The sequence below is a fragment of the Cohnella herbarum genome (genome assembly GCF_012849095.1).
Lineage (GTDB): Bacteria > Bacillota > Bacilli > Paenibacillales > Paenibacillaceae > Cohnella > Cohnella herbarum.
In genome coordinates this window covers 6,543,189-6,565,277 of the sequence record NZ_CP051680.1, presented here as the reverse complement: position 1 = coordinate 6,565,277, position 22,089 = coordinate 6,543,189, and the positions used below count along the sequence as shown (strand labels likewise).

The 22,089-nt window shown below is 52.5% G+C and carries 13 protein-coding genes; all 13 read right to left on the bottom strand.

The features are described 5' to 3' along the window. Window positions 1-29 precede the first annotated feature (29 nt). Window positions 30-1,109, bottom strand: coding sequence for an SGNH/GDSL hydrolase family protein (locus HH215_RS27795; RefSeq protein WP_169282851.1), 1,080 nt, complete (start codon window positions 1,107-1,109; stop codon window positions 30-32). 618 nt (window positions 1,110-1,727) lie between these two features. After that, window positions 1,728-4,202 (bottom strand): glycoside hydrolase family 27 protein, encoded by a 2,475-nt coding sequence (locus HH215_RS27790; protein ID WP_254450248.1) that lies wholly within the window; start codon window positions 4,200-4,202, stop codon window positions 1,728-1,730. Between the two features lie 12 nt (window positions 4,203-4,214). Continuing rightward, a complete protein-coding gene (locus HH215_RS27785) occupies window positions 4,215-6,605 on the bottom strand; it encodes a glycosyl hydrolase family 95 catalytic domain-containing protein (protein WP_169282850.1) in 2,391 nt (796 codons plus the stop codon). A 78-nt stretch (window positions 6,606-6,683) separates the two neighbouring features. Beyond that, window positions 6,684-8,372, bottom strand: a complete 1,689-nt coding sequence (locus HH215_RS27780) for an extracellular solute-binding protein (RefSeq protein ID WP_169282849.1) — start codon at window positions 8,370-8,372, stop codon at window positions 6,684-6,686. A 116-nt stretch (window positions 8,373-8,488) separates the two neighbouring features. After that, window positions 8,489-9,388 carry a carbohydrate ABC transporter permease gene (locus HH215_RS27775; protein ID WP_169282848.1) on the bottom strand — a complete coding sequence of 300 codons (900 nt, stop codon included), beginning with the start codon at window positions 9,386-9,388 and terminating at the stop codon, window positions 8,489-8,491. 15 nt (window positions 9,389-9,403) lie between these two features. Further along, window positions 9,404-10,213: an ABC transporter permease gene (locus HH215_RS27770; RefSeq protein WP_375140534.1), complete on the bottom strand. Its 810-nt coding sequence runs from the start codon at window positions 10,211-10,213 to the stop codon at window positions 9,404-9,406. Between the two features lie 386 nt (window positions 10,214-10,599). After that, on the bottom strand, window positions 10,600-12,273 hold the full coding sequence (locus tag HH215_RS27765; protein ID WP_169282846.1) for an extracellular solute-binding protein: 1,674 nt from the start codon (window positions 12,271-12,273) through the stop codon (window positions 10,600-10,602). Window positions 12,274-12,526: 253 nt separating this feature from the next. After that, complete coding sequence (locus HH215_RS27760) at window positions 12,527-14,164, bottom strand: type 2 periplasmic-binding domain-containing protein (RefSeq protein WP_169282845.1); 1,638 nt, start codon at window positions 14,162-14,164, stop codon at window positions 12,527-12,529. Window positions 14,165-14,233: 69 nt separating this feature from the next. Beyond that, window positions 14,234-16,534 (bottom strand): helix-turn-helix domain-containing protein, encoded by a 2,301-nt coding sequence (locus HH215_RS27755; RefSeq protein ID WP_169282844.1) that lies wholly within the window; start codon window positions 16,532-16,534, stop codon window positions 14,234-14,236. Between the two features lie 178 nt (window positions 16,535-16,712). Beyond that, window positions 16,713-19,049 (bottom strand): glycoside hydrolase family 95 protein, encoded by a 2,337-nt coding sequence (locus tag HH215_RS27750; protein WP_169282843.1) that lies wholly within the window; start codon window positions 19,047-19,049, stop codon window positions 16,713-16,715. 152 nt (window positions 19,050-19,201) lie between these two features. Next, window positions 19,202-20,299 carry a mandelate racemase/muconate lactonizing enzyme family protein gene (locus tag HH215_RS27745; RefSeq protein ID WP_169282842.1) on the bottom strand — a complete coding sequence of 366 codons (1,098 nt, stop codon included), beginning with the start codon at window positions 20,297-20,299 and terminating at the stop codon, window positions 19,202-19,204. 33 nt (window positions 20,300-20,332) lie between these two features. After that, entirely contained in the window at window positions 20,333-21,100 is a 768-nt protein-coding gene (locus HH215_RS27740) for an SDR family NAD(P)-dependent oxidoreductase (RefSeq protein ID WP_169282841.1), read from the bottom strand. A gap of 97 nt (window positions 21,101-21,197) precedes the next feature. Beyond that, on the bottom strand, window positions 21,198-21,872 hold the full coding sequence (locus HH215_RS27735) for a GntR family transcriptional regulator (protein ID WP_254450247.1): 675 nt from the start codon (window positions 21,870-21,872) through the stop codon (window positions 21,198-21,200). Between the last annotated feature and the right edge of the window lie 217 nt (window positions 21,873-22,089).

The following is a 22,089-nucleotide window of genomic DNA, read 5'->3' as shown; positions in this document are numbered from 1 at the left end:
GACGACCGGCTCTTTTCATAACGCCCGGCTTAATTGCGCAATAATCTCATGATCCGCAAACCGTTCCCGGTGCTTCTCTCGTCCTTTATCGCCGTATTTCGTATCGTGATTTGTATTTCCGTCGTTTCCTCCTGAAGCGGGAACAATGCGATGATGGGACGGTAAGCCAACAAACACCATTCATCGAATAGATTAACCTTGTTAAACGTATTGCCGTTTACGGAATATTCGAAGCTTCCGGTGTCCGGACCGCACAGAAGCAATAACCCCGCGCTGCGTCCGGTTACCGAGAAGGTTAGCGAGGCTTCGGGCGAATCGGCGCGCAGGTGATCGATCTTATAACGCCAGTTCATCATCGGTCCTGGATAGGTTTCCGTGAATGCAAAACCGTTCAGCTCGCTAGCCGTGCCTAAGCCGAGCATCGCGGCGTGTTCATAATTCGTCTTGAGGAGAGGCTTCGGTAAGGTAACGTCGAAGTGGACTTCGCCACCTTCTCTTGGTTCGTCGTCTCCTAGGACAAACTCCAGCATTCCCCGAATATCGTCCGCGTATAACGCATGTCCCGCATCGTTAGGATGGGTTCGATCGTTCGCGAGCTCCCCCCAGCTTCCTTCTCCCGCGTACTCCCTTTGCCGGATTTTTGCCGCTAAATTTATGGATGGAATATCGTAATGGATAGCGACTTCCTCATGTATGGCGATGTTAAAGGGCAGCCCTTCCGACAAATTTTTGTCGGCCGCGGCATAGACGAAACAAACATCCGTTTTCGGGAATATCGTTCTGCATTGCCTTACGATTCCTTCCATCCCCCGGATGGATTCCTCCCGGTCATCGCCATCGTTTACGCTGAACTCCACGAACAGCAGATCGATCTCTCCTTGCGAGAAAACGTGCTCTTGCAGACGATGAGCCCCGAACGTAGAGTTCGTGCCTCCCACGCCCGCGTTAATGGACGCGATCCGTTCCTCGGTATACCGTTCCTTCAGAAATCGGTCGGTCAATGCCCGCCAACTGGTCGCGTCCGCATCCGACGCCCCCGCCCCCTCGGTAATCGATCCACCGATATAAGCAACGACGACCCGGCCATTCCCCGCCAGCTTCTCCTTCAATCGGGGAAATCCCCTTCGCAATCTTATGTTCGGGTTAACCATAGCTGTTCCTACTCTCCATTTCTTTAGCGACCGCGCGAAGAAGAATGAAGCATTTACGGCTTAGGTGGCTTATAGTCGCTGAGGCTACTCTCACCGGCTTACAACATACTTTAGCTCGAAATTGAACCAAATAGACCGCTCTCAGCGGCTTACTGACACGTTCGTTCCGCAAGTCGACGTCCGGCGGCTTCCGGCACTTAGCCTACTCTCGGCGCTCAACCCGTCACATTACACCCCAGCCGGCCCTAGATAGACGGTTTTCCAGCCTATCTCCTCTCCTCCGCACCCCAGCCGGCCCGAGTTAGACGGTTTTCCAGCCTATCTCCTCTCCTACGCACCCCAGTTAGCCCGAGTTAGACGGTTTCCCAGCCTATCTCCTCTCCTACGCACCCCAGTTGGCCCGAGTTAGACGGTTTTCCAGCCTATCTCCTCTCCAACGCACCCCAGTTAGCCCGAGTTAGACTGTTTTCCAGCCTATCTCCTCTCCTACGCACCCTAGTTAGCCCTAGATAGACGGTTTCCCAGCCCATCGCCGACTCAAACCCTCCCGATCGCTCGGGAGGGTAGCTCGTCAAGTCAAGGCGTAACCGTCAGCGAATCCAACAGCATGTAGGCCCCCGTCTTCTTCACGGCCTTAAGCGTATGAGTGCCGCTGGTCAGACCGGATATGCTGTAGACGATCTGATTCGATAACCGCGTGGCATTATAAGTGCTGACCGTCTGCTTGAACACGTTGTCCACGTAGATATCGATATCGCCTTGGTCGGCGGCTTTCTCCGTGATCAAGTCGATTCCCGTGCCCGTGAACGTGAATTGGAAGTCGTTATTATTCGTCTGGGTAAAATGCACATCGTTGTTGTAATCCCCATACCCTCTGTTGCCATTAAGCGACCAAGCCCCGTTATACGTTATTCCCGGATCCGTATTGTTGAATTGAAGCTTGCCGCCGGCGAAGCTTAATTTGTCGAGCAGCATATAAGTACCGGATTTCTTGACGGCTTTGATCGTATGGGAACCGGGCGCCAAGCCGGATATCTTGTACACGGTTTGCTGGGCCAATCGGCTGGAGTTGTACGTGCTTACCGTTGCCTTGAATACGTTATCTACGTAGATGTCGATATCTCCCTGCGACGGATCCTTCTCCGTGATCAGTTCGACTCCCGTACCGTTGAACGCGTATTGGAAATAGTCGTTATTGTTCGTCGTATAATGAACGTCGTCGTTGAAGTCCCCGAATCCTCTAGCTCCGCTCAGCGTCCATGTGCCGGAATAAGAAATTCCCGGATCGGTGTTATTCACGGAGATCGGAGACGAAACGCTGAAGCTCAATTTGTCGAGCAGCATAAAATTTCCCGATTTCTTAACGGCCTTAATCGTATGCGGCCCATTGGATAAACCGGAAATTCCGTATACCTTCTGCTGGACTTGCCGCGTCGCGTTGTAGGTGTTCACCGTTTGTTTGAATACGCCGTCCACGTAAACGTCGATATTGCCTTGAGAAGAGTCCTTCTCCGTGATCAAGTCGACGCCCGTGCCGTTAAAAGAGTACTCGAAATAATCATAGTTCGTTTCGGTGAAATGCACGTCGTTCTGGAAATCCCCCAAACCCCGGTTATAGCTGCGCTCCCAATCCCCGACGTACTTGATTCCCGTATCGTCGTCGTTTACCGAGTTGGAGCCGCCTTGCGATACGACTTTAAGCAATCTCGACGCGTGAGGCGCCAAGTTCACCGAGCTGTATCCCGTGTTAAAGGTTCCTAGATCGGTATGACTCCATAAATCCCGAACGGAAGCCGCGCCGTTAAGGCCGATATCGCTCCAATTCACGGTCACCGTAGCCGCCGAATTCCCGAGATTGATCAGCCCTACCGTATAGCTTCCATCGCCATTGTTGGCATACCAAACCTGCTGGTTCGTCGCCGTGGACACCGGATGAGCCGGGCGTCCCGCTTGATTGACCGCAATCACCTCGTCGTTCGTAAGCAATCCGATGCCGAAGCTATCCAGATTTGTCAAATCGTTGCCGACATAGAGTTGCGCGGACGACATCGCCCACAGCGTCATCGCCGTTCGGCGTTCGTCTTGGGTTAATCCGTCCATCGCTCCGTTGCCGACGTTCAAGGAATCGAAGTCGTTCCAGCCCCCCGGACGACCTTCTCTCCACCATTGCTCCGCCTTCGGGAACGTGCGGGCGATGTTCGCCCACGTCGTCAGGCCTCCGCTACCGCAATAACACTCGATATCCCAATCGACGCGCCATCCGTTGGCGTATTCCCTCCAATAATCGATATAGTTCATATCGAGCGCCCAGGAAAGTTCCAGCCATATTCCGTGCGGAGCCAGCGCTTGCGCCCAAGCCTTGACGTCGTCCCGCGCGTCGATGGACGTATCGTTATGTCCGGAGCCCGGCGTAACGCTGTCGAATTTCAGGAAATCGATTCCCCATTCCCCGTATAGGTCCGCAATCGAGTCGATATAACTTTGCGCGCACGGAGAGCTGAAATCGATCTTGTAACCGATGTCCCAATAATCTCCCGTTCGCAGCGGCAGGGCCGCGATATCCTGCATCGAACAACCCGGAGCCCCGTAAATGGGCAAATCGTCGTTGTAAGCCTGCTTCGACATTCCGGGGATGCCGTATATCCCGATTTTCTGGCCGTTACCGTGCACATAGTCGATCACTTCTTGAAAGCCGTTAGGGTATAACGTCGTGCTAGGAATCGGCCGTCCATACCCGTCCATGCTTCCGTTCCATCCGGCATCGATATTAATATACTCGTAACCGTGAGATTGCAACGTTGCCTCCATCGCATCCGACTGGGCTTTAATCTGGGCCGCGGAAATAATGGTATTATTGCCGGTATACACTTGCATGCTGAAGCTGCTCCAACCCATTAACGGTTTCAGCGCCAATCCGTTGTTCGCCGCTTGCGCGACGGGCGCATTCGGAACGATGATCCCTAATTGGGCGACGATCAGGACGAACATTAACAAAACGATGCGTAGTTTGCTTGATCTTAGACTCACTAGTTTGCTTGGCCTTAGACTCACATCATTCAACTCCTATAAGGGTATCAGTCGGATTTTCTCTCCCGTATCCGTATCCAACGCCAATACTTCCCCTGTCAGCGTCTCCTCCCCTCTCGTCCGGATGACTGTCGCCGCGTTCCACGGGTTGTAGATCCGCAGCGTCGAACCGGCTTCGCTATAAATTTCTATCCCCTGAACCTTTCCCGCATCGGCTATCGCGCTGACGAGGAAACCGCCTACCGCACGGAGAGTGCTGAATTCCGCGCGCTTGTCCAGCGGCCAGTTAGGGAAGAAGCGAATGATTCCGTTATAGCTTTGCATGAGACATTCGTTAATGACGGCCGGCAAGGCGAAATTCTCGAACCAGATGCCCATCGGCCCCATATAATCGAACGAGGTCGTATCCGAATATCGGCCGCCGGACTCCAGCAATTTGTCCGTGCAGGTTCCGTTTGGAAGCATGCAGTAATCGATCTGGCGCTTGAAACGTTCCAAGTCTAGCTTGCCGAGCCGCGCTCCCGCGAGATTCAAGAAAACGAGTTCGTTCCCTCCCTCGTTCCGATGGTTCAGGTAAGAATTCACCGCGATGCCGTACTCCTCCGGCGAGGAGTGAAGACCGTGGTCTTCCCCCGGGAACACGGTCGTAATCCCGTTCGGCACGTTGTACACCGTTTCCGGATCTTCGCCGGCAACGGATACGAACACGGTGCCCCGCTCGGATTCCGCCGTCGGGTACTCCGGGAAATGGTCCAGGATGTCGCCGATCTCGGCGAGCAGCTCCGATTGCTCCGCGCTCCGCCCCAATGCCTCGCAAGCGTCCAGAAAAGCGCGGAATAGAAATTTAGTCAACGTCAGGTCGACGATGCAATCGCGATTTTTCTCGAAGCCGGGCGTTAATTCGTACAGCTCCGGCACGACCGTAGGGAAAATATGATAACGATCGTCGCCCCAGCTCTCCCCGCGAGCGTCCGGCCTCTTCATATAGTCGACCATGAACAGTACCGCTTCCTTGATCGGCGTGTATGCCCGTTCGGCCAGGAAGATTTTATCCATCGTGTACAAGTAGTGCCACCATAGACTCTGCACCGTCCAAGGCGTTTCGCATACTTCCCAGCCCCAGTGGGGAACGGGATAAGGCATCATGTTCATCTCGACGGGATAGGCGGAATGCGGATAATAAGCTCCTCGCAGGCCGTAGTATTCCCGCGCCCACTTGCGGCTGACGGGAAGCACGTGATCGACCATGTTCACGTAAGCCAGATGCTTGTCGACGTGATTGCTAGAGAACGCTAACCAGAAAGGCTGCTGCGTATTGTAGTTCATATGATAGTCGCCATGCCATTCCGATCCGATCTTGCCGTAACTCCAATTCGCGAACAATCCCGGGCACGTCGCCTCCGGTTTCACCGAGCACTGGAAGAAGTAGAGGTTACGGTACCAGATTCGCTCCAGGAATTCATCCTCCAATGCGACGCCTGAGCGGCTCCAATAGGCTTCCCAAATCACCCCGGAGGAAGCGAACGCGGCGGTAAACGATTCTTGATCAGGTGAAGGGGAACCTGCCTCCTTGTGCACCGAACTGACGTCCGTCTCCGAGCCTTCCTCCAATTCGACGCATACGGTGAACTCCCCCGCCTTGCCGAGCTTGGCTTCCAGCTCTTGAACACCTTCTAGAAAATCGACCGAGGAAGCAAACCGAGCCGAAAGCCGAAAAGCCCGATCCTTCGAACGGTTGCCGGCCGAGACCGAATCTTCCAGTGAGAACGGCAGCGTCTGACGAAAAGAAAGGCGATGGTCCGCAAGATCCGCCAAAGCCTGAAACTTAGGCAACTCTGGTGGGGTGCATGGATCGGGAATCAGCCTAGCTCGGTTGAAAATATTCGATTGAGCGACCGCCCCCTCCGAATCCCGTAGCGTCGCCCACAATCGATCGCGTTGCTGATCTACGAATACGTGAAGCGTGAGGAAGGAGCCTCCATTCTTAAAGTAGATTTCGCATAATCCATTCTCTATGGCTAATTTATGTCCGAGCACTTCGGTCGTTCTCCGGTCGATGCCGAGCAGCAAGGAGCCGCAGGGCATCGGTCGCGGATACGGGAAGTCGTAATTTTCGCTTGTCATGGCCACGTAATCCCGATACCAGGCTTCCTCGCTTAACGAGGCATAGCTTGCGGGAATTTCCTTTAACCTTGCGAATAGATGCTCGAAGGTTCCGATCTTGTCTTGATGCTTCTCGGCGATGCGAATGTCCCACACGTTGTTATGTCCGAAATGAATGACGACCGCATCGGGTCGGGTCGTCACGACTGCCCCTAATCCCCCGTTACCCAGTAGAGCCCCTTCGAAGAAACCCGAAGCCGGCCGATCGTAACGAATCGCATGTCTGCCCGCCCGTTCCAGAATATCCAAGTCTATCGCCTCCATGATGTGCCCGCTTGAAGCTACCATTAATAATCGGGTGCTCTATTTCGCAATAAAGCACCCGATCGAATGAACCGATTTTTATTTTTTGGAAGCGTCGTATGCCTTCTGAAGGATTTCCAAGTAACGATCTACCTTCAAGTCCTGCAAACCTTTTACGTAGCTATCCCAATCTTTGTCCAAGCTCTTGTTGCCGGTAACGAATTGCAGCGCGTTCTGCTCGATGTAGTTTTTCAAGTTCGTTTGCAGAATGCTGGCTTCGTCCGTTTCGGCAGGATCCAACCACAGCGACCAGAGCGGGAACAATTCCTTCGGTTCATGGCCTTGGTATAAGAGCGTAGCTTGGTGAAGCCTTAGCTCGTAGTTGGCCGAGTCGTAAATGTCCGTGCCGGCTTGAACGAAGCTGTCTCTGTACTCCGACGGCATGAAGAAGTGAGCCATTCCGCTCCAGCCCGCATTACGCGGAGCTTCTCCTTCTACCGCGGGAATCGGTTTAATCTTAGGCTCTACGCCTTTACCAAGCGCAACGTCGCCCGGTTTCGCTTTCTCCCAGTCGATGCCTTCCATGCCCGAACCGCCGTTCGTTTGGCCTTCCGACGTAAACATGTAATCCGCGAACTTAATCAGAGCGATCTGCGCTTCTTTGCTGGCTTTGTTCGTAATCGCGAATTTGGCGCCCGGCGATACTCCGCCGCCATCATGAGTGGCCAGAGAACCATGAGGTCCGGTCAATGGCGGAATCGGACTGTAATCGGCCGAACGTTGGTTGCCTTTGTCGATGTTGACGAAGATAGCTGGATGCATGCCCGCGCCTACGCCCAGAATTTGCGTGTCCGCGTTTTCGCCGATTTTTTTGAATGCTTCCGCGTTTTGCGTGAACGCGCCCGGGTCGATCAACCCTTCGTCGTACAAGGACTTGATGTAAGTCAGGCCTTCTCGCCATTCCGGTTTGATCGCCGCGGATTCGACTTTACCGTTCGTCAAATTCAAGTAATTGCGATCGTCGTCGTATACGAATCCGTTCATTAAGAACGGAATAACCCGTACGCCGAATTCTTCGATCGAACCGCTCAGAGGCACTTCGTCTTTTTTGCCGTTCCCGTTCGGATCGTCGTTTTTGAATGCTTGAAGCACTTTTTTGAACTCTTCCGTCGTCGTTGGCATCTGAAGATTCAGCTTTTCCAACCACTTCGTATTCAACCACATCTTGTTCGGATAAGAGCAGTGGAAACATTGCGTGTACGCGACCAAACCGTAAATGTTTCCGTCCGGAGCCGTATTCAGCGCTCTCAAATCGGGTTTGGCTTCCATCGCCGCTTTGATGTTCGGCGCGTATTGATCGATGAGATCGTTTAACGGAATGAGCACGCCTTGCTGACCGTACTTCAGTACGTCAGCCTGCGAGAACTGATCGATGTAATGCGTCAGTATATACGCATCCGGATAGTCCCCGCTCGCCAAAGAAATTTGGCGCTTTTCCTTCGCTCCGTCGGAAGGGATAAGCTCCCAGTCGAACTTGATGTTGAACTTCTCTTCCACGAATGCCGTGAATTTATTCGTTTTCAGATCGATATTGTTTTCTTGTATCGCGAACACGCTGATGTCTACCGGAGCCGTCGGCGCCGCGGCCGACGATTCCGCCGCTTGAGAGGATGCCGGCGCGCTACCGCTTGCCGCCGGACTGCTTTCGTTATTTTTGCTCGAACAAGCGGCAAGAACCACGCTCGTAACCAAGACAAGCGCCAATAAGCTCAACATTCTCTTTTTCATTTTGTACTCTCCCTTTTCATCGTTATAGGTTTATTCGAACGCTAGTCAAGCAAGCTTCAAGCCGCGAAACGCTACATCCGAATCTCCTCCCTTCAAAATGCGGGTTCAGCGCGCAATCAGCCTTTAACGGAGCCTACCATCATTCCTTGAACGAAATACCGCTGCACGAACGGATAGATGATCAGCACCGGCAAGGTCGCGATGACAATCAACGAGTACTTAAGCAACTCCGCCAACTGCTGTCTCTCCACCATCTTCATCGCGTCCATCATGCCTCCCGCGGAATTGTTCTGGATAATAATGCTCCGCAGAATCAATTGAAGAGGAAACAAGTCCGCCGATTTCAGATAGATTAGCGCGTCGAAGTAGGCATTCCATTGACCGACGGCGTACATCAGCACGAGTACCGCGATAATCGGCATGGACAGCGGAATAACGATGCTCCGCAGAAACCGGATGTCGCTGCATCCGTCTATCTCGCTTGCTTCGAACAATTCGTCCGGTATGGACGATTGGAAGAACGATCTGGCGATGATGACCTGCCATACCCAGATCGCGTTAGGGATCAGCAGCGCCAGTCTCGAGTCGATTAAACCCAACTCTTTCACGACCATGTATGTGGGAATCAATCCTCCGCTGAAAATAAGGGTAAATGTAATCATAATCATCAGAACGTTACGGCCGAAGAACGATTTACGGGACAGCGGATAAGAGATCATGATGGTCAACGCTACGCTGATGATCGTCCCGAATGCCGTATAGAAAATGGAGTTTCCATACCCCGTCATGACTTGCGGTGTATTGAGCAGAGCCTTAAAACCTTTGAAGGAAATATCCACCGGCCATAACCAGACCCGTCCGGACGTTACCGCCGCGGGACTGCTGATCGAGCTGCTCAGCACGTAAATGAGCGGATAACATACGGCGATCAGAATCACGCACAAGACCACGTAAATTCCGATCAGAAATATTCTGTCACCCGCCGAATCTTTTATCTTTTTGCTTACCGTTGCCATGCCTGCACACCCCTTCTACCAAATGCTGCTGTTCGAGAATCTCTTGGCCAAGCTATTCACCGATACCAGCAAAACGAGATTGATAACGGAATTAAACAACCCTACCGCCGTCGCGAAGCTGTAATTGGCGTTCTTTAAGCCGATGTCGTAGACGTAAGTGGCGATTATCTGGGAATTGACTAGATTGAGCGGGTTTTGCAGCAAATAAATCTTCTCGAAACCGATGGCCATGACGCTTCCAACGTTAAGAATGAGCACGATCATGATCGTGGGAAGAATGCCCGGCAGATCGACGTGAATAATTTTCTGAAACCGGGACGCCCCGTCGACTTTGGCCGCTTCGTATAACGTCGGATCGATGCCGGCTAGCGCTGCCAAGTAAATAACGGCGGTATATCCCGCATTCTGCCAAATATCGGACCAGACATAGATAGACCGGAACATGCCCGGTTCTCCGAGGAAATTAATCGAATCGAAACCGAAATAATTCAAAGCGACGTTTACGAATCCGAGACGCGGGGCCAGGAACAGCATAATAATGGACACCATAACGACGGTAGAGATGAAATAAGGCGCGAACGATACTAATTGCACGAGCTTCTTGAACCGCCCGTTTCTCACTTCGTTGAGCATAAGCGCAAGCAAGATCGGAATCGGAAATCCGGCGAGCAATAAGTAACCGCTCACATAAATCGTGTTCTTGACGAGAGGCCAGAACATCGGGTTGTCGAAGAACAAATCGAAATATTTCATCCCTACCCAAGGACTGCCCCATATTCCCTTGATCACGTTGTAATCCTTAAAGGCAAGAACCGTGTTCAACATCGGGTAATATTTGAAAATAAGGAAGAACAGTACCGGCGGGATGACGATTAAATACAATTGCCAATGTTTCTTAAAGCTTTTCTTAGCTTCCGCGGACAATGTCCGTCTATTCTTGCTGCTGCGGATCGTCGATTTATGGTTCAATACGATCTCGGTCTCCAGAACAATCCCCCCTAGTCCAATTCCACCGTTGTTATGGTAGCGCTTTCTACAGGTCTGATTTTATAGCCGTTTCTCCATGTACGGATAGGTACAATTGGGTTCTTTTGCGTACAGTTGCCCCGATTTCATGGGGGCAAATGCCCTATCGCGCGTACATTTTTCCGGTAATGCCGGCAAGGCGCATAGAAAATCCCGACCGTAAGCACGATCGGGATGACGTAATCTTATTTCGAAGTTTTGTCGTAAGCTTTTTGCAGGATTTCGAGATACCGCTTAACGTTCAGATCATCGAGCCCCTTCACGTACGAATCCCAATCCTTGTTCAAATCTTTGCTCCCCGTTACGAATTGAAGAGCGTACTGCTGCACGTAATTTCTGATATTCGTTTGAAGAATGCCGGCTTCGTCCGCTTCGGACGGATCGATCCAAACCGCCCAGATCGGGAACAGCTCTTTCGGTTCGTGACCGACGTACATGTCCGTCGCTTCGTTGATCCTCCGCACGTAACCTTCCGGCGCATAGATATCCTCGGCGGAGACGAAGCTGTCGTAATATTCCTTCGGCATGTAGAAATGTCCCATGCCGCTCCAGCCGGAATTCGTAGGCGCGTCTCCCTCCTTCGCCGGGATCGGGGCGAATTTCGCTTCGACGCCCTTGCCGAGCGCTACTTCGCCCGGCTCGGGTTTTCTCCACGCTATCCCTTCCAGTCCGCTGGCGCTGTTGGTTTGCCCTTCCGGCGTATACATGTAATCCACCATCTTGATCAGCGCGATTCGAGCCTCTTCGCTGGCTTTGTTCGTAATGACGAACTTGGCTCCGGCCGTTATTCCTCCCGCATCGTGGGTCGCGAAGGAGCCGTGCGGTCCGACAAGCGGCGGAACCGCGTCGTAATCGCTCGAGTTTTTGTTGCCGGCGTCGATGTTGACGAAGATAGCGGGATGCATCGCCGCGGCTGCGCCGAGAATTTGCGCGTCCGCGTTTTCTCCGATTTTCTTATAGGCCTCGGCGTTCTGGGTGAAAGCTCCCGGGTCGATCAAGCCCTCGTCGAACAACGACTTGATATACGCCAGCCCTTCCTTCCATTCCGGCTTATTGGCCGCCGTGTCGACTTTGCCGCCAGATAAATTCAAGTAATTGCGATCGTCGTTGTAAATAAAACCGTTCATCAAGTAAGGAATAAGGCGAACCCCGTAATCCTCCGTCGACCCGCTGAGCGGAACCTCGTCTTTCCGGCCGTTGCCGTTCGGATCGTCGTTCTTGAACGCCAGAAGCATCTTTTTGAAATCCTCGGTCGTGGTCGGCATATCGATATTCAGCTTCTTCAGCCACTTGGTGTTCACCCACATTTTGTTCGGATAAGAACAGTGGTAACACTCGGCATAAGCCGCCAACCCATAGATACTGCCGTCCGGCGCGGTATTGAACGCCTTGAAAGTAGGATCCTTCTCGATGACGGCTTTAATATTAGGCGCATGCTTATCGATCAGATCGTTTAAGGGGACGAACACGCCTTGCTGGCCGTACTTCAAGACGTCCGCCTGCGAGAATTGATCGACGTACGCCGTTAAGATGTACGCGTCGGGATAATCGCCGCTAGCCAAGGAGATTTGACGTTTCTCCTTCGCTCCGTCCGAAGGAACCGTTTGGAAGTTGAATTTCGCGTTAAACTTGTCTTGGAGCAGCTTAGTGAATCCGTTCGTGTTCAAGTCGATGCCGTTCTCCTGCACCGCGAAAACGTCGATCTCGACGGGCTTTCCGGAATCCGTCGCCCCTGCCTCCGGCTGCGAGGCCGAGGCACCCGTTGCGGAATTCGAGCCCTTTTCGTTATTGGAGCAGGCGGACAGTACCATACCCATAATCATTGCCCATACCAGCAAACCCGATGCTTTCCTTTTCATCGTCTCTCTCCCTTTCGTTGGCTTGTGTTTATGGTAGCGCTTACCACACGATCGATCATAGTAGAATTCACCGGGTCCGGCATAGGTACATTTAGGTTGTTTTGCGTACATAACTCCATCCTTCAAGGGGGCAATTTACTTACTCGCGTCCAGATCTCCTTCACGCCGCGATAAGTTCCCCTGTACGGGCAAAACCCCGAGCGCAGTCGCGCCCAGGGTTTAACCGGTCTTCCGTTAATCCGCATCTAGCCGTTCATTCGTTATCCGATTTTAACGATCTATCGTAAGCCTTCTGCATAATTTCCACATACCGGGCAATCTTCAAGTCGGCCAATCCTCGTACGTACCCGTCCCAATCCTCGTTCAAATTTTTGTTGCCCGTTATGAACCGCAGCGCGTTCTCTTCGACGTAGCTTTTAATATTGGTTTGCAGAAAATTCGCTTCGTCCGCTTCGTTGGAATCGATCCACGCCGACCAAATCGGAAACGTCTCCTTGGGCTCATGGCCCTCGTATACGAGAGTCGCCTCGTAGAGCCTTCGTTCATAGCCGTCCGGAGCGTAAATATCCGATCCCTGAACCCAGCTATCCCTGTACTCCTTAGGCATATAGAAGTGTCCCATCCCGCTCCAGCCGGCGTTGTTGGGTTTGTCCCCTACCTTGACGGGAATTCGCGTGAAGGCCGGACTAACGTTAGGACCCAACGCCCGTTCCCCAGCGATCGGCCTTCTCCAATCCAAGCCTTCCTTCCCCACTTCCGCGAAAGCTTGGCCTTCGGGAGTATACATATAATCGACCATTCTGATCAAAGCGATCCGCTGTTCCTTGCTCGCTTTGTCCGTTATGACGAATTTGGCTCCGGGACTCACGCCGATCGTATTGTAAACGGCGTAGGAGGAATGAGGTCCGAGTAGCGGAGGTACCGGATTATAATCGCTCCCTCGATCGTTGTCCGGTCCGGTATCTACGAAGATCGCGGGATGCATGGCGGTTCCCGCTCCTAGAATTTGCGCCCCGGCGTTCTCGCCGATCTTCTTGTAGGCATCGGAGTTCTGGGTGAACGCGCCGGGATCGATCAATCCTTCATCGTAAAGACCCTTGATATAAGTCAAGCCTTCTTTCCACTCCGACTTGTTCGCTACCGTATCGACTTTGCCGTTCGTCAGGTTAAGGTAGTTCTTATCGTCATCGTAAATAAATCCGTTCATTAAATACGGGATCACGCGAACGCCGAAATCCTCCGTCGATCCGCTGAGCGGAATTTCGTCCGCTTTGCCGTTCCCGTTCGGATCACGCGTCTTGAAAGCTAGCAATACCTGCTTGAATTCCTCGGTCGTCGTCGGCATTTCCAAATTTAATTTCTTCAACCATTCGGTGTTCAGCCACATTTTATTCGGATAGGAGCAATGAAAGCATTCGCTATAGGAGACCAAACCGTAAATATTCCCGTCCGGAGCCGTGTTGAATGCCTTGAGAGTCGCATCTTTCGCCATGGCCGCCTTGATATTTGGAGCGTATTGATCGATCAGATCGTTTAAGGGTACGAATACGCCCTGCTTCCCGTAACGGAGGACGTCGGCCTGCGAGAATTGATCGATATACGTCGTCAAAATATAGGCGTCCGCATATTCGCCTCCGGCAAGCGAAATTTGCCGTTTCTCTTTAGCACCCTCGTAAGGAACGACGTGCCAGTCGAATTTCACGTTAAAGCGCCGCTCAAGCTCTTTCGTGAAATCGTTCGTTTCCAGATTTTGCGTCGCTTCTTGCTGGGCGAATACGCTGATCGGGAGCGCGTTCGAGCCCGTCTCTCCGTTCTCTGAAGCTGCCGAACATGCCGCCAGGAGCATGGAAACGATGAGGAATGCGATGATCTTGCAAGCTCTTCTCTTCAACCCTCTCCGCTCCTTCCTAAACGCGCATGTTCAAAAAGTCCGGTTTTCGCGCCGAGAAGGAAACAACCTCTAATCCTCGACGGATTGCCTGAATGCGCTAGGGGAAATACCCGTTACCCGCTTGAACGCTCTCCTGAAGGAATGCGAGCTATTGTAGCCGACCCTTGATGCGATCTCGTCGACCGTGTACTCGTTGCTCTTCAACAACGTCGCCGCATGATCCATTCTGATTTTCTCCAGATGGTCGGACAAATTCATTCCGGTCACTTCTTTGAACAATTGCGAAATGTATTTCTCGGGTCGTTCCACTTGCTCGGCTACCCGATAGAGAGTAAGATCCGGGTCTGCATACGACGCTTTGATATATTCTTTGATCTGGTCGACGGTTCTCGTATGGCTGTCATTTTTCTTGCTCATGATCAGCCCGCATAACGCCTCCATGATACCATGAATCTCCTCGCGGATAAATTCGAACGATTCCGTAGCCTGAATTTCGATAATCCGGTTTTTGACGCTTTCGAATAGCTCCGATTCCATGAACGTCTTCTGGTCGAGCAGCTTAAGGAAGGTTCCTTTCATTTCTCCGACCAACTGATGCCTCATCTCGAAGGAAAGCTCCCTTTGCTCGGTGTTTAACGTAATAATCGATTGAACGATGCGCTTGGATTCTTCAATTTCTCCGGCGCGAATCGTGCCGATCAACCGCAACTCGACGTCCAGCGGATAATAATAAGTTGCGCTTTCCGACCTGGTTTCCTCGAACCAGAACGTCCCCTTCTTGTTCGCATGCACGGCATATTCCAGCGCCTGCTTCGCTTGCTCGAAAGAATGGCTGACTTCCGTCACCGAGCCGAATAGATCTCCCAATGCCGCCGTAACGGAAATCCGGTACTCGTCGAAGACGAGCTGGGATACCCGGTTCAGCGTCTTCGAAATCTCTTCCTTGCCGAACTGGATCGCCGTCGGCTTATCCTCGTACGCGAACAGGAACACGATCTTATCCGAGCCGACGTCCGTCATCCGAACGGAGCTTCCCGAATCCGACAACGCCTGCTTGAGAATTAACCTCGCGGCGTTCAACTCGTTAAGAATTTCCACGGTGTCCATTCCGGAGTACCCGTTGACCTGCAAAATCCCTACATACCCGGCGTTTCCGTTTAATCCGGCGTTCGCTTGCACGGCCGCGGCGATAATCTCTTCCCTCGACTGGAATTCCCCCGCAATCAACCGCTTGAGGAAGGCATCGCGCACGAGCGGAAGCTGCCGGTGAAGCTCGGACTCCAATCGCTTATTGTTCGTGATCATCTCGGAAATATTACCGTGCAAGAAGTCGTACTCGTTACGGTCCGCGTGTCCGTCTTGACCGAATTGATCCTTCATTACGCCTAGCAAGCGGTTGATAGGGACGCTGTTCCGATAGGAGAGCAACAAGCCGACCAGCAAACCGATCAATAGCGCGATTCCCGTTACCGACCAAGTAATGTATTTGGTTTTATTCGCGTTCTCCAATAGAACCTGTCTTGGAATCCCCGCCCGGTATACCCAATCGTTCGTGCTGGAACGAATCGTAATGACGAGGTCGTCATCGTAAAACTGGCTTACCTTCTCTTTATCGAACCGTTTGTCCGCGGACAATTTCTCGACGTCCTGTTCCTCGATCCCCTGTAATCCGATCGTTTGGCCTTGAGCATCGGAAATATGAGCCCATCCGCCGTATCGATCCGTTATCCCGGACAACAGGTTCGATATCGTCTTCCGGTCAATGATAACGACGACGATAGCGGGGGACGAGCCATTAAAGCTGTCGAGCGGGAGCGACTGCATGTAGGTTACGACCGAGGTTTCCGTGCCTTTGTTCAGGAACGGGCTTAACGGCAGAATCTCGCTTCTATGCGTCTTGCCAAGAATCGTCCGTCTCCACTCCGAGAAGGAAATATCGGCATAATGGAAGTTCTCGTAGTAATGCTCCGGGCGAAAATAAGCGGATCCGGGCGTCAGCACGACGTTGTAATTGTTCAGATAGACGAAAAAATGCTGAAGGAAATCGTTCGTCTGGCCGAATGTCAGAACGTCTCTCATCATTTTCCATATCCCGTAGACGTTGGATTGTTCGTTAGAGCCCTTCTCGTTCATCAAAATACTCAAATCTTGATTAATCGCGAGCTGTCTCGTAAAGCCTTCTACTTCGGCCATTCGCCGTTCAAGAATTTCTTTGCTCTTCTGCAGCTGCGTTACGCTGTTCTCGATCGAGACGGATTGCGTAACCGAAATAGAAGTTCGATACGACATGTAACCGGCGATGCTGGGAATCATCAGAATAACGATGTAGGAGATCAGGAATTTTCTAAATACTCTTGAATACTTAGGCACGCACGATCTCCCCTTTCTCGATTGAGAGCGCTATCATAACCGATCGAAGGTTAATCCGCAATAGCTTATTTTGTATAAATCAAAAGCAACTACCGATATCATTCACCGTAGTTGCTTGTCATTGCATGCTCGGAATTTTTCAAAAACCTTCTTTAGGAACAATCTTTATGAACGACCTCTATAATAACCGTAATCGGCCGTCAAGCTTATAGGTATGTCCCTGCTCAAGATCGAGATGAACCGTTAAGTTACCGTATCTTACGATTACCTCTAATGTGCCGGAGGTAAAAGCTCTAAGAGAAGTCTCGGTTAAGCTGCCGTTCTCCCACGCGATATCTACCTCGACGTTCCCTTTGGCTCGCAAGCCTTCGACCTTCCCCGTACTCCATTGTTCGGGCAAGGCGGGCAGCACGTCGATCTGTCCCGCGTGGCTCTGCAACAGAATCTCCGCGATCGCCGCCGTCCCTCCGAAATTACCGTCGGCAACGAAAATATTCGTCTCCGCTCCGGCAATTCCTGCCTTGGAATAAGTAAATAGATTGTCGAAGCACAGCCGTCCTATCAAATATTTCAATTGCTTGTGGGCGTTCGCCCCGTCTCTTAACCTTGCGAAGCTCGCAGCGATCATCGCAAGCGTAAACTCCACGTCTTCCAGATCCGCGCGTCCCATGCGGTTATTCAGCGTCGTTCTCGCCGCCTCGCATAGTTCCGGCGTTCCGCTAGGCGTAATCTGATTGCCGGGATACAGGCCGAACAGATGGGACAAATGCCGATGATCCGGTTGAGCTTCGCCGTAATCCTCCAGCCATTCCTGCAGCTGCCCTTTCGCGCCGATCCGCAGCGGGGGAAGCAGGGCAATCGAATGCCTCAGCTTTTCCTGAAAGGCGTGATCCGCATCCAACGTTTCCGCGGACGACAGGCAAAATTCGAATAGATCTCTTACGAGCATTTGGTCCATCGTGGCGCCCATCGACAGCTGATGCGTAACGGTAGGATCGCTCCCTAGGTAGAAGCTGTTTTCCGGCGAATTCGAAGGCCCGGTCACCAACCAGCCGTATTGCGGGTGCACGGTCAAATAATCCAGGAAAAACGCGGCCGCTTCCTTCAATACGGGATAGGCCGTCTCTCTTAGGAATCGTTCGTCCAAGCCGAATTCGTAATGCTCGCGCAAGTGGGTGGCGATCCACAGTCCTCCCGTTACGTTGAGTCCCCACGACGTTTCCCAGCCCGGCGACGCGAAGCCCCATGCGTTCGTGAACACATGGGCCACCCAGCCCTCGCAACCGTAGAATCCGTCGGCCGCCGCTCTCCCCGCGTCTGCCAGTCTTGCGACGAACGTCATTAACGGAACGTGGCATTCCGCCAGATTACCCGACTCCGTCGGAAAATAATTCATCTGCGTATTGACGTCCAGATGGTAATCGCAGCTCCACTGCATGCGATTGGCTTCTCCGTCATTCCATATTCCCTGCAGATTCATCGGCAGGGGAGAATCTTCCCGAGACCCCGCTATCGTTAGATAGCGACCGTATTGATAAAATAAGGCGAATAATTGCGGGTCCCCTCCCTGTTCCAGTTCCGGCTTATCCATCAACAGCCGTATTCTTTCGTCGATCGCAAGCTCCGAACGGCCGCCGGAATCTCCTAGCTCGAGGCTTACCCGCGCATACAGCTTGCGATAATCGGCTATATGGTCTTCCCTGATTTTCTCGTATCCTTTGGATATCGCATGCTCCAACCGCTTGCCGCTTTCCATTGTCCAGTCTTCGCCGCTTTGCCCGTAATCCGTTGCTACGGCAAAATAGATGAAAGCCTCGTCCGCGTTGTTGACGATGACCGTTCCCGCTTCCTCGCCGACCGTTCCACCTTGGGCGACGACTTTGACCGCCCCTCGGGAGAAGACGCCGCAGCTGCCGTCGCTATGCATGTTCTCCGTCGCTTGACCGGCGAAGCCGATCGTCCCGCAACCGTCCTCGACCGTTGCCGTTACCGAGAAATCCGTCGTCCTTCCTTGAAGACCGAGAACGAAACTTACTTCTCCCGGTTGCTCGCTCCATATTCGGGAAGCCACGATGCCGTCCGCGTGGGAAGCGAAAACTTCCCGTTTATGTCTTCGCCCGTCCGCTTGATACGAATGATGCACGATCGCTTCCTCTAAATCGAGCTCGCGCGCGAATCGTTCCCCCTGCGAGTCGAACCGGAGCGTTAGATCGCACAACGACAAGTTCGTGCCGAAATTCGATTTGGCGGGCTGAAGAGATTGCTGCGCCAACTGCTCTCCCAGGCGATAATCCCCGGCGAAGAATGCGTCCCTCATCCGATCAAGCTCGGCTTTACTTTGAGCCGAGCCGCTGATTTCTTCCGGCCTGCCCGACCAATACGTAACTTCCGTTAAGTTCCATCTCTCGCTCTGTATACCGCCTTGAATGACTGCACCCATTCTTCCGTTCCCTATGGGAAGCCCTTGCGACCAATTCGTCGCCGGACGCGAATACTTTAGCTTCATTCCGTTCATGATGTTGCACCGTCCCGTAGTCTGATTTCTTGTTAGCGCTTTCTCATAAGGAAAATAACTCAATTCAATTGAGCTACCTCTATAAGAAATGTTACCGGATCTACGGGTTTACCGTAAGGTACAGTTACGGTTTTAAGCGTACGATTTTCCTGCTATTTCACCCGATACTCGTCAAAATAACGGGGGATGATCGTCGTTGAAGCCCCCGGCTCTTGCGGAAGAACGTAATACCCGTCCTTGACGGTGGCCGGCTCTTCGAAGATGTGGCGAATCCACGGAATGTATTCCAGCATGATCGCGTTAGAAGTCGCGGCTACGAGATGCTGATGAATCTGGCCCATATCGCCGACATGCGGACAGACGGGAAGATCGTACGCAGCCGCCAGACCGGCAACCTGCAGCCATTCGGTTACGCCCGCGACTCGGGTCACGTCCACCTGAACGTATTCGACGGCGCCTCTCTCGATATAATCCCGGAAAGCATATTTATTGTAGACATGCTCTCCGAGCGCGATCGGAACGTTCAATTCGTCCGCCAGCTTACGATGATTGCCGATATCGTCCGGATTAAGCGGCTCCTCCAGCCAGATCAAGTCGAATTGCTCCAGCTTCTTCCCCCAGGTCATCGCCGTCGTAATATTCCACTGCTGATTCACGTCGATCATCAGGCCGATGTCATCGCCGATCGCCCGTCGTACCGCTTGCACCCGATCGAAATCCTCTCGCGGATCCGGTTTGCCTACTTTCATTTTTACCGCGGAGAAGCCCTGCTCTAGGATGGCTCCCATATCGGCGATAAGCCTGTCTTTACTCCAGTTCAACCAGCCGCCGTTCGTATTATACGCTTTGATCTTATCCGGCTTATGCCCCCCGAGGTATTGCCAGAGGGGCTTGTTCGCCGCCTTCGACATAATGTCCCACAACGCGATATCTACGGCCGCAAGCGCCATATGGGTAACGCCTGCCCTCCCGATCCAATGCATCTGACCGAAGCGCAGCTCATCCCAAATCATTTTGACCATAAACGGATCTTTCCCGATGAGCGCGGGCGCGTAATAACGGTCGATCGTCTGCGCGATCATTTCGTCGCCGTTCGCGCAAGTTCCCGTATATCCGTACCCTGTAATGCCTTCGTCCGTATGGATGCGAATTCCCGTTACTCCCCAATGGGTCGCTACGTTAATAGCGTCCGTGATCGGCGGGGTGATCGGGACGTGTAAAATAAAACTCTCGGCGCTCGTGATTTTCATGAATAATGCCTCCCGTTTTCATTGTGTGTCGCGTTAATAACCCAAGGACGCTCCGCCGTCTACCGGCAAAGCCACTCCCGTCATGAAGCGAGCATTCCCGCTCGCCAAGAACAGCGCCGCATCCGCGATTTCATCCGCTTGCGCGGGCCTGCCTAACGGATGCATATCGTTTAGCTTCGTTCGCGTCGCCTCGGGACTGTCTTGCTCCAGAATCCATTTCTCCAACAATGGGGTCATCACCCCTGCCGGACAAATGCAGTTGACCCTTACGCCGTCCTCCGCGTAATCGAGCGCCAGCGATTTCGTCATCGCGACGATGGCGCCTTTCGTGGCCGCGTATACCGCATTCTGCTTCTGGCCGACCAACCCGTTCAAGGAAGACATATTGACGATATTGCCTTTTGTCTTCCGCAGCCAGGCGATCGTATGCTTGGTCATGAGATAGACGCTCTTCAAATTCACGTCGATCAGCCTCGTCCATTCGCCCTCCTCGACTTCCTCCAACGCCTTCGGCAATATCGCCGCCGCGTTATTGAACACGACATCGATCTTTCCTTCGCGTTCGATCAGCTCGGCAACCATCTCCCGTACTCGAGCCTCGGAAGAAACGTCCGCGATCAGGGCGTGCGCGGAATTCACGCCATGCTTCTCTCTTATTTCGTCGACCACTCGCCTAGCTTCCCGCTCGTCGATATCGACGACGATCGCGATCGCTCCCGCTTCCGCGAACCGCTTCGCCGTGACTTCTCCGATCCCCGAGCCGCCTCCGGTTACGATGCAGACTTTGCCGTTCAGCAGCATTTTCTCTCGCTCCTCTCGCCTTGAAAATAATAAATCGTGTATGATTTTGATAATATCATACACGATTTATAGTGTAAATCAGATTTAACGCCGCCGTTTATTCAAAATTATCTCGCAACCGCCGATGCGAATGTTGCAGGTGAAGACGCATCGCTTGCACGGCTTTCTCCGCATCCTCGTCTAGCAGAGCTTGAATAATCGCCTCGTGTTCCAGCTTCTCCGCGCGAAACTCGATCCGGTAATGGTGCAACTTCAAATACCGGTGAATTCGCTCAATGAGGAAGGTCACCGTTTGCTTGAGGTTCTCGTTCTTGGCGTATTGAAGTATCGTCCCGTGTAATCCCTCGTTCATTCGCGAGATAGCGTCTTCTTGTCCTTGTTCGACCTCTTCAGAACCATCCGTCTGAGCCTCGCCGTCTTCGGATTGGATTTCCCGCAACAGCTGCCGCAGAAGCTCCTTCGGTACCCGGCTTACCGCTTTGCGGACGGATAGCTCCTCTAAGGACTGCCGAATCTCGAAGATTTCGTCGATATCCTTCAAGCTCATTTCGGCGACGAACATACCCTTGAACGGGACGATGGTTACCAGCCCTTCCGAAGCAAGGCGGAACAGGGATTCCCGGATCGGAATGTTGCTGACACCGAGATCCCTGGCCAGCTTGTCGATGTTGATCTTATCTCCCGCCTGCATCACATGGGAAAGAATTTGATTTTTGATTAGTAGATACAGTTGATCCGTCAGTACGTAACGGCTTAATTGTTTTTTGGACACGCGGCTCACCTATTCCAATGATATTTGCAATATCATATCATGTATGAAATATGAATTGTAGCTGGACATCGTCTCTGCTGTTGCGTCGCACAGTTCTTTTCGCTGATAGAACTTATAATAATAACTCCAGCACCCCAGGTAACCTTGTACTCCTAAGTGTAAATCCTGCAACTAGTTTACGAAGGTTTGCTCTCTCTAACGACTAAGTGTAAATCCT

Excerpts from the sequence above, each read along its gene's own strand:
- HH215_RS27750 (WP_169282843.1), bottom strand. The coding sequence starts at position 19,049 with ATGAACGGAATGAAGCTAAAGTATTCGCGTCCGGCGACGAATTGGTCG.
- HH215_RS27740 (WP_169282841.1), bottom strand. The coding sequence starts at position 21,100 with ATGCTGCTGAACGGCAAAGTCTGCATCGTAACCGGAGGCGGCTCGGGG.
- HH215_RS27775 (WP_169282848.1), bottom strand. The coding sequence starts at position 9,388 with ATGGCAACGGTAAGCAAAAAGATAAAAGATTCGGCGGGTGACAGAATA.
- HH215_RS27770 (WP_375140534.1), bottom strand. The coding sequence starts at position 10,213 with ATGTTGAACACGGTTCTTGCCTTTAAGGATTACAACGTGATCAAGGGA.
- HH215_RS27765 (WP_169282846.1), bottom strand. The coding sequence starts at position 12,273 with ATGAAAAGGAAAGCATCGGGTTTGCTGGTATGGGCAATGATTATGGGT.
- HH215_RS27780 (WP_169282849.1), bottom strand. The coding sequence starts at position 8,372 with ATGAAAAAGAGAATGTTGAGCTTATTGGCGCTTGTCTTGGTTACGAGC.
- HH215_RS27785 (WP_169282850.1), bottom strand. The coding sequence starts at position 6,605 with ATGGAGGCGATAGACTTGGATATTCTGGAACGGGCGGGCAGACATGCG.
- HH215_RS27745 (WP_169282842.1), bottom strand. The coding sequence starts at position 20,299 with ATGAAAATCACGAGCGCCGAGAGTTTTATTTTACACGTCCCGATCACC.